This window comes from Chamaesiphon sp. VAR_48_metabat_403 (assembly GCF_031422475.1).
Lineage (GTDB): Bacteria > Cyanobacteriota > Cyanobacteriia > Cyanobacteriales > Chamaesiphonaceae > Chamaesiphon.
Genome location: NZ_JANPLS010000014.1, coordinates 1 through 9,310, shown reverse-complemented (window position 1 = coordinate 9,310; position 9,310 = coordinate 1). Strand labels below are relative to the sequence as shown.

7 protein-coding genes are annotated in these 9,310 nt (G+C 45.6%); 1 reads left to right on the top strand and 6 read right to left on the bottom strand.

All coding sequences use genetic code 11. The annotated features are described in order from the left end of the window. Both RMO79_RS00685 and RMO79_RS00680 read right to left on the bottom strand, forming a co-directional pair. On the bottom strand, positions 1–243 hold a 243-nt coding region (locus RMO79_RS00685; protein WP_310481120.1), incomplete at its 3' end, for a hypothetical protein. Between the two features lie 214 nt (positions 244–457). Continuing rightward, entirely contained in the window at positions 458–4,384 is a 3,927-nt protein-coding gene (locus RMO79_RS00680; RefSeq protein WP_310481119.1) for a GAF domain-containing protein, read from the bottom strand. 281 nt (positions 4,385–4,665) lie between these two features. Between RMO79_RS00680 and RMO79_RS00675 the strand changes: the two genes are divergently transcribed. Next, on the top strand, positions 4,666–5,844 hold the full coding sequence (locus RMO79_RS00675; RefSeq protein WP_310481118.1) for a response regulator: 1,179 nt from the start codon (positions 4,666–4,668) through the stop codon (positions 5,842–5,844). Between the two features lie 101 nt (positions 5,845–5,945). Here the strand turns inward: RMO79_RS00675 and RMO79_RS00670 are convergent, their stop codons facing one another. From RMO79_RS00670 to opgC, 4 genes are all read right to left on the bottom strand, one after another. Next, positions 5,946–7,112 (bottom strand): SGNH/GDSL hydrolase family protein, encoded by a 1,167-nt coding sequence (locus RMO79_RS00670; protein WP_310481117.1) that lies wholly within the window; start codon positions 7,110–7,112, stop codon positions 5,946–5,948. A gap of 145 nt (positions 7,113–7,257) precedes the next feature. Further along, complete coding sequence (locus RMO79_RS00665) at positions 7,258–8,541, bottom strand: DUF3131 domain-containing protein (protein ID WP_310481116.1); 1,284 nt, start codon at positions 8,539–8,541, stop codon at positions 7,258–7,260. Further along, positions 8,535–8,897 (bottom strand): hypothetical protein, encoded by a 363-nt coding sequence (locus RMO79_RS00660; RefSeq protein WP_310481115.1) that lies wholly within the window; start codon positions 8,895–8,897, stop codon positions 8,535–8,537. Before RMO79_RS00660 ends, RMO79_RS00665 begins: the two co-directional genes overlap by 7 nt. 12 nt (positions 8,898–8,909) lie before the next feature. Then, positions 8,910–9,310, bottom strand: a 401-nt coding sequence (gene opgC / locus RMO79_RS00655) for an OpgC domain-containing protein (protein ID WP_310481114.1), incomplete at its 5' end; no start/stop codon positions are given.

The following is a 9,310-nucleotide window of genomic DNA, read 5'->3' as shown; positions in this document are numbered from 1 at the left end:
ATTGTCTGAATCCAACAATAAGACCGAGCAAATCGCGCCATGCAGGATTTTTTCGACAGCATCGATCGTCAGATTGAGGATATTGACTAATGGCTCGTTATTCGCAACTTTTGCTAACAACGCATTTTGCAATTCCAGTTGAATTTCGGCTAGATTGCGATCGTTGGTTCCCACCAGTAGATTTGCTGCCATATCGATCGAATCTTCCGGTTGTGATTGGCTTGAGCTGTGAGAATTATTCATGAATCACGTTCTTACTAGGACTATGTGGCTGGGGGAGCATTCGATCGAGAGTTTAATACTAGTATTCCCTACAACATTGAATTGCTAACTCTGAAGTTTTTTGACGGCTGCGTTGTGCGATCGATGTACTTCTTTTTTTGGTGGAGATTGACTTTTGGATCTTCAATAATTAAAGTCTTATACATAGCCGCTTAATTTACTCTGGTCGGGCAAATTATCTGGCATTTAGTAATGTTTCGATCGTCGCTACAAGTTGGCTGAGTTTGACAGGTTTGGTCATATATCGATCGACTCCAGCATCTAAGCATTTTTGACGATCGTTGGGCATGGCTAGAGCTGTCAAGGCAATGATGGGGATAGCCGCACACTCCGGGAGCCGCCGAATGCGCTCCGTTGCCTCAAAACCGTCAACTCCTGGTATCTGAATGTCCATCAAAATAATGTCAGGATATTGTAACCGAGCCAGATCTCTGCCGCAGTCTTCCATCATGGAAATCGCTTGTAGTCCATTTTCAGCTACAACTATTCGATAGCCACGACTTTGAAGATAAGTAGTCATGGTTTCAATATTACCCTCGTTGTCTTCCACCAACAAAATCGAGATTTGAGGCTTAACTTGTGGATTTTCCTCAAGAGTGGGATTTGTGGAGAGCGGATATCCGAGGGGAGCTGATGGGGTCAGCGCAATCTCTGTACTTAGCTCCAACGGTAGACAAATCGTAAAACAACTGCCCCGATTAACTTCACTCTGGACGGAAACCGTCCCGCCGTGCATTTCGACAATCCGTTTGGCCAATGCTAGTCCCAGCCCCGTTCCGGCATACTGGCGACTGAGACTGCTATCAATCTGGACAAAGGATTGAAACAGTTTATCCATATTCTCAGGAGCAATCCCGATTCCTGTATCGATAATCGAGAAGGCGATCCGGTGTAGTGTTTGTGCTGAGGAGTTGTTGTGTTCGAGTGAGGTCAGGTCATCTGGCTCCAATGGTATATTTCCCCATTCATCCATTTTCCCCTCTACCCCTCCACCCATCTTCCCATCTACCACCCGTACATCCAAGGTAATACTACCCCCTTCAGGAGTGAATTTGACCGCATTACTGAGCAAATTGATCAGGACTTGACGAAAGCGGAGATCGTCTACACGAATATTGAGATGTTTGAGCGATTCGGGCAGTTGAGTCTGAACTCGAATTTGCCGCTTATGGGCGAGTTCTTTGATAAATAGCAGACTATTTTGACATAAAGATTGAATCGATACATCTGTCAATTCAAGATCGAATTTATTGGCTTCAATCTTAGAAAGATCGAGGATATCATTGATTAAAGCCAGTAGGTGTTGGCCGCTTTTTTCGATCGTGACAATCGACTTTTGTTGTTGCTCATTAATAGAACCACAGACTCCATCTTGCAAGCTTTCAGCCAGACCCAAAATGGCATTGAGCGGAGTGCGAAGTTCGTGACTCATGCTTGCCAAAAACTCATCTTTGAGCCGGGTGGCGCGGGCAAGTTCTTGGTTGGAGACGGCAAGTTGTTGATTGCTTTCGAGCAATTTTGTCTCTGCTTGCTGTCGTTCGGTCAATTCTTGTTGTAACTTCTCAAATAAACTTGCTTGATGAATTGCCAGCGCGAGCTGGTCGGCAATTTGTTGAACTAATTTGACTTCGGCATCCTGCCAACGACGATGAGTGCCGCAAGCATGGACGCTGAGTAAGCCCCATAAATGCGGCTCATCCCAGGTCTCGACCTCGCGATCGGTTGCACTATTGCCAAATAGCAGTAAAATCGGTACGACAATCTTCGACTTGGCACCAATGTGGTTTACGTATGCTTGGATAGATGCCGATCGGGGATCTTGCTGGAGATCGAACACCACATTTGGGTTCCCATTTAAGTAAAATTCAAATTCTTCATTGCTTAAATATTCATTGTCCCAATTTCTGTCGATCGCGCGGGGATATTCTGGTGAGACAACTTCTTCGACGGCACGGAGATGGCCGTTGGGAAATACTTGAAAAATACTCGCCCGATCGACCATCATCAATTCTTTAATTTGCTCTGTTGCTGTAGCGAGGATTTCTGCTACGTTCAACGAATTGCGGATTTGCTGGGCGAGTGCGCCTAGTGTCTGCTGCTGTCTGAGTTGGAGTGCGATCGCTTCTTCTGCCCGCCAGCGGATTTCTAGTTCTAACTGGACTTTTTCATAGAGGGTCGCTTGTTGAATGCCAATGCCGATCTGTTCGGCAATCTGTTTGACAAAATTAATTTCACTCTGCTGCCAAGATCGATCTGCCGAGCAATGATGGATACAGAGCAAACCCCACAAAATGTTGCCATTGAGCAATGGTACGACCAAACTTGCTTGCACCTGAAATTTAGTTAAAACCTCGATCTCAAAATCTTGCAGTCCAGCCGCCTGAATATCTTCGAGTACATTAATCCGACCTTTTTGATAAAAATGCGCTAGTCTTTCACCAAAACCAGGATCGTCGATTTTTACGCCTAAAATCGGTTGAAAACTAGGAGCTATCGATTCAGCAACAAATTCACCCTTATCGAAGTGGCAATCGGAATTAAATTCAAAGATTGCCACTCGATCGGTTTCTATAAATTGCCGGATCTCCCGCACGGAAGTCTCAAAAATAGTCTTGAGATCTAGAGATTTACGAATCCGTTGGGTAATTTCTCGCAGTACCGATTCCCGTTCGACTTGTTGCAGCACCATTTGTTCGTTCTGCTGGCGCATCACTTCGTCGTGCTTGGCGGCGGTGATATCAAAGTTAATCCCCGTCATGCTACATGGTCGATCTCGCTCATCCCGTTGTACCAGCCCATAGGCTTTGATAGAATGAATGCTCCGATCGGGATGAATAACTCGAAATTCGGTATCGAATTCTGCCTGTCCCAACAGAGCTTGCGCCAAGAGATCTTCAGTCGCAGAGCGATCGTCTGGATGGATAGTTTCGACCCAGGTAGCGTAAGCCTCACTAATTTCGGGGTCTCGCTGAGAGCTTTTGCCGCCATATAGTTCGTACATCCGATCGTCCCAAACCAGCAGATCTCGGATAATATCCCACTCCCAACAACCTACCGATCCAGATTTGAGTGATAGTAACAACCGTTCCGATAGTCTGGATAGTTGTGCTTCTGTTTGTTTGCGATCGGTAATGTCTTGGTAACTTCCGAGTACCCCGATCGTCTCACCATTACAATTACGCAATGGTACTTTGTTAGTCTCGACCCAGCGCGAGCTACCATCTACAAATGTCTGAGTCTCGATAATTCCCAATTTTGTGGTGCCTGATGAGATCGTCTGAAGATCGTCGGCGCGGTAAGCATCGCCTTCAATCGCCCCCCAAGAGAGATCGTAGTCAGTTTTGCCGACAATTTCTGAAGGTGAGTTTAAATTGGCATCTTGGGCGAAATTGTAGTTACAACCTAAATAACGAGATTCTCGATCCTTCCAAAATACGGCAAGTGGGAAAGTCTCAATGACAGTTTGCAAAAATTGTTGCGATTCCTGGAGTTGAGCTTCCCGTTCTTGTAATTGGGTCGATTGTTCTTCAACTTGCGCCGATCGCTCGATAATGCAATGTTCCAGCCGTTGGACTTTTTCTGCTTCTAATTGCGCTACCTTGGTATTTAAAGCTTCAGTGAGAAGATCTTGAAGGCTTTCGCGAGTGACTAGTCCTAATAGACAATTGTCATCGTCCACCACTAATAAATGGCGAAGCTGGTGGCGATCGAGTAGATCGATCGAGACAGATATATCGGTAAAATCTGCGGCATTGAGGGTGACGATATTTGTGCTCATCACGTCGCGGATCGCTAGATTGCCCACATCCTGCCGATCGGCACAGAGCCTGACTACATCTCGTTCTGTCAGGATGCCGATCGGTCGTCCGCGCTCAACAATCGCGACACAGCTCGATCGCACTTGGATATCTAATTTGTCTGGTTGACTGGTAGTTTTGCTGGCATCACCAACGATCCGAATCCCCTTCATCAGAGAGATCGCCTCCCTCACAGTCCGATCGGGGGAAATCGTCAGGGGTGGATAGACGAGTCTCTGCCACAGTGACGATCCCAATACAAAGTTCGGCGTGGATTGACTAAGGAGTGCTAGAGGATTTGGCATTTGTTGACCCAAAGGATGCTCTTTGTTAGAGTACCCTGACTTCAACTCAAAATTGCCAAAATTCAGTCGAGCGTGCTGCTAGATCGCGTGCTCGTGCCCTAGAAACTGCTTTTAAGTAGTTAGGTGCAATTAAATATCAAACGAGCGATCGCATATTTGTCCACAACACTTCTGGTAGTAAATAGCTTGTGTCTAAAGATTAGGCAAAATTTCTAGTAGAGACAGTTAATTTAGTTATCGATTTGGGCATTCTATGAGGATATACAAGCAAGTAATTTCCAATGAATACTTATTCCATCCTCATTGTTGATGATGAACCCAATAACTTTGATGTAATCCAATCACTGCTGCCAGAGGAAAGTTATCAGTTACATTATGCTATTAGCGGCGAACAGGCGATCGCCTCGCTGGAAAAATTCGATCCTGATGTCATATTATTGGATGTAATGATGCCCGGTCTCAATGGCATGGAAGTATGCAAACAGATTAAGGCAATGTCTAAATGGCAAGCGGTACCGATCGTCATGGTGACAGCTTTATCTAGCAAGGAAGATTTGGCTCGTTGTCTGGCCGCAGGTGCCGATGATTTTGTGAATAAACCAGTGAATGGCACCGAGCTACGTGCGAGAGTCAGCTCGATGCTACGGATCAAAAAACAGCACGATCGAATTCAATCTTTTTCCAAGCTTCAGCGGCACAATATTCATTCTTTAGCTAATAACTTAAATGAAATCCGCTTAGATTTAGCCGCCGAATTTTCCCGTGAATTCGATATCCCTTTGAATGTCATTTTAGAAACAAACGAGCATCTGACTAAGAATGTCGAACAGCTAAGTCCGGCAGCTATTCTTCATATTGTGGGACAGAATAATCGATCTACCCTACAATTACGCAAGTTAATGGAGAAATTTTGGTTTTATTTACAACTAGTAGTTGAAAAACCAGAATCTAATTATGGCGATGCCTCAATTCCCAAATCGATTGTCAAGCAAAGCTTGATGAACCGATTTAAAGGATTAGCACTGCCTAAGAATATAATTTGTGAAATCGATGATGCCCAATTAGCAGTAAATAGCAATCATTTTCAGTGGGTGTGCAACGAATTAATAGAATATATATTGAGTAATGCCAATCCGAACAGTCGCACGAGAATCTACGGCGAAGTTATCGATGATGTCTTTCATTTTTCGTTGTCAAATTATCTAAGAGATGGGGCAGATATTTCGATGATTCAAATGACAAAATCGATTCAAGTAAATTCATCAACCTATGAAGAGCGAGAATTGCAAATAGGTTTAAAAATTGTCAAGAAGCTCGTCAATAATTATGACGGCGTATTCTTATTGTCGAGTCCTGATGAAGAAGAAACAACCGTTTATCTGACTTTACCCTTGGTACCAAAACGTCTACCGATCGCTGGATCGCAGTTGAAGGCACCAATGGTGTCAGTGGAGCGGTAGAGGGGTGGATGGGTGGATGAGTCGAAGACGCTGGCATTTACCCATCAAAACTCCTACACTCCCACACTCATACACTCTCACACTCCCACCCATCCGCCCCTTTAGAGAATGGTGCGAATTGCCAAAGATTGGGGAGCTAAATGACCGCGACTGGCGGGAATGTCTCGAATGAGATTACCTTGAGGGACTGCAAGATGACCGCTACTATTGGGTGGAAGTTCATAACCACCCAAACAATTACCCTCAGTCCAGACCGCCAACCTGTCGTCATCCAATACCCACCAGTTCGGTACCTCAATCTGAGCAGTACCAGGGGTGACATTAAAAATCGAAGTTCGATAGATGGCTTCATAGCCGCCCCGCCCATCGGGACGCACGATCGCAATCCGCGCCCGCCCAGGGGCTACCCATTTAGTTTCGATCGATCTGACTCGACCAAAAGTTAAGGGATGATGGAGATCGATATAGAAAAAACCGCCAGGTAACGATTGGATCGGATTTTGACTGAAATTACCGCCCTGAGCTTGTGGGGGTGCTGGTTCTAATCCCAAATCGACCATTTTGTTTGCCATATAGGAGGCAAATACCGCATGACCCAAATTATTTAAATGCAAGCCATCTGCTGAATAGTCAGCCAGATCTGAGGGTGGAAAGGCTTCTTTGCCAGCATCGATAAAATAACCACCGATTTGGCTGGTCGTTGCTTGTAAAATGCGATCGTAATCTTGACGGCGATCGAGTGTTGCCTGATTGGGTTGGGAGCTGCTGATAATGAGTTGGTGTGGCTGAAATTCTTGCGCCATCCCCGTCAGCATTTTTGTTAAATCGCCACTGTATGTACCTGGCTGCGTCGCAGTTCCCAAGGTAATCCGCCGAAACGCATCATTGACACCATAAAGGATTATCACCCGATCGGGCTTACGCGATAGTACATTTTCTCGCCAGCGTTCTAGTCCCGATGGTACCGATGCAAGTTCTTTACCACGCAGAGCAGTGGAAACTGTAGAGCCAGATAATCCTTCGTTAATCTCTTCCCAACCCAGATATCGCGATAGCAATGTTGTCCACCGTCTGTCACCTCTAGTCGTCCCGAATCCCACAGTACTACTAGAGCCAAAAAAGACAACTTTGGGCAACTTTCTAGGTTGAGATGGGGAATTTTGTGCTGTCGTAGATCCAGTTGGTTGCGGTAATGAATTAGCGATTGGCGGCTGAGTACCCAGCAAGCAAATACCAGTAATTACTAACCCCAATAAGTATCCAGCCATATATTTAGACGTGCGGATCGAGTCTCTTTCAAAGACGCTACGCGAACGAGATTTTTGGCGTTGCCGAGCCGAGAAATCATTTACAACGCATCGATTTCTGCATCTCCCAGTCTCCCAGTCCCCCAGTCCCCCAGTCCCCCCGTCCTTATTTCTGCCCATGCGCCCAGTCCTCCAAGGGAATCGAACCAATATGACTATAGAGGATTGCTTCTAAAATTTGACCGTTAGTATTGAGCGTGAGCGATCGATTGATTTCTTGAGTATTCTCATACACCCCGCCAAATACGCCCCTTGCGGGGTCTGCGAGCCACCGTAGAGCTTTATAATTGCGTTCGGTGTAGCGGTTGCGAAATAACATCTGCCAAGACACCGCTGTTTTGGTGCTGCTGGTGCTAAATTTATCGCCATCCTTGCCGGATGGAGTCAAACTTTTCCAATTTTGACCATCCACATGGACATTGTTATAGACAAACCAAGGTTCTCGATCGAGATTGTCTTCCGACCATGCGGTAAAATGTCCGGTAGCCTGCGCGCGGCGGGTTTGCGCTTGCAATACGCGTCCCGCATATTCGACAGGTAACGCCTTAAATCCAGTCTCTAACCCATCCAAAACGTAAGGTTCGCTGGTGACATAGTTGTGGTAGGTAGTGCGGGTATCGGCGGGAATTTGTACCCCCATCACATCCACATTTTTCTCATTTGCTTTGGGGTTGAGGGCATTTGTCGCAACAACGCCTAATTTCTTCATGCCGTAAGCGGCATACTGTTCGTAACCCAGTCGCCCTTCTTGATTCCATTCTTCTTTTCCCTTGTTGAGATGTACGCCCATTAAACTGCCCTTACTTTCGAGGCGGGTGAGTTTCCATCTAGCTGTAACGGCTTGACAAGCTGCTTTGTGTTGGGGATAGCGATGAGCGATAATATCCAGCCACAGTGCCAATCTGCCCAGATCGATCGCTGAAAAGCCAATTTCCTCGGTTTTATCTAACTTGCCATAGTTGACTGGTTGAAGTGTGGCAGCATTATAGGCTTTATTCGGTAACTCGCCTTTGTATAGCGGCATTTTAGCCAGAGAACCTAAAGCTTGAGCCATCCAGCGATCGAATTCCGCCGCCGAGAGCAAATCCATTTCCCGCGCTGCCGTCATCCCGGCAAACTGACTAGCAACATCCCACATCGTTGTGGCAGGGAATTTAGCCGCAGACGAGACGAGTCCTGTCGGTAGGCGGTTAGTTTCAAAATATTTCCAAGCATTACGGGCGAGTTGAAGATCTTCTCCCGTGAGTGGTACGCTGCGGTGTACGGGTACTGGCAATACACTAGCTTCCTGCCAAGTTAGCAGTTGGGTTACGCCGAAACCAGTTAAACCGATCGCGACACACATAGCAGCTTGCCAGCGCAGGTTAAATGAGCGAGGTGTAGTTAACATAATATTGAGCTGGATAAGTTGGTATAAATAGCAAGCATCGCATCTGGATCGATAATGGTTAAGTTCCGATCCAAAATATGTTTATTTTTACTAATTAGTGCCATGTATTGTTGTTGTAAGATGAGCGTGGGCGGATATAGACAACAGTAGTTGTAAGGACTATGCAATCCATATCGACCACCATAGATGCCATGTTTGTAGTAAATACTATTAATGTTGTGTGAATTGCCATATGTCTTCAGATTTATAATCGAGTTAGGATCGTGTCGATCGCTTGATAGTAATCCTAAAAAGCGACCATCTTGCGCGTACAACTCCAGCTTTCCATCAAGTGAAATTAGATCTTGCAGAGTCATGTATTTTTATCGTTATCGAGGAATAACTTTAAACAGAATCTCTTTTTTCACCATCAACCAACACAAACCGATCGCGATCGCTTGAGCTAAACTGACTAACCAAGTACTGCCTTGAATCAAGCCTGGAATCATAAACCAAATTAAAGTCAAAGGCACATGAATAATGTAGACATATAGCGAGTTTTGACCTAATGGAATCAATAACTTACCTAGCGTTTTATCTAAAGGTACCCAAAACCGATCGACAGCCATAAACATCATCGAAAATAGCCCTAGCAGCGTTACTAATCGAATTGGGCCATTGATACTTCGATCGGTCAACCGCAGCCATAAGGCCCGATCTTGCACCTTCTGAGGCCACGTTCCCAGTTGGAGATCTAAGTGTGCTGTAACTAGAGCTGCAATGACAATCG

Excerpts from the sequence above, each read along its gene's own strand:
- RMO79_RS00680 (WP_310481119.1), bottom strand. The coding sequence starts at position 4,384 with ATGCCAAATCCTCTAGCACTCCTTAGTCAATCCACGCCGAACTTTGTA.
- RMO79_RS00675 (WP_310481118.1), top strand. The coding sequence starts at position 4,666 with ATGAATACTTATTCCATCCTCATTGTTGATGATGAACCCAATAACTTT.
- RMO79_RS00670 (WP_310481117.1), bottom strand. The coding sequence starts at position 7,112 with ATGGCTGGATACTTATTGGGGTTAGTAATTACTGGTATTTGCTTGCTG.
- RMO79_RS00665 (WP_310481116.1), bottom strand. The coding sequence starts at position 8,541 with ATGTTAACTACACCTCGCTCATTTAACCTGCGCTGGCAAGCTGCTATG.
- RMO79_RS00660 (WP_310481115.1), bottom strand. The coding sequence starts at position 8,897 with ATGACTCTGCAAGATCTAATTTCACTTGATGGAAAGCTGGAGTTGTAC.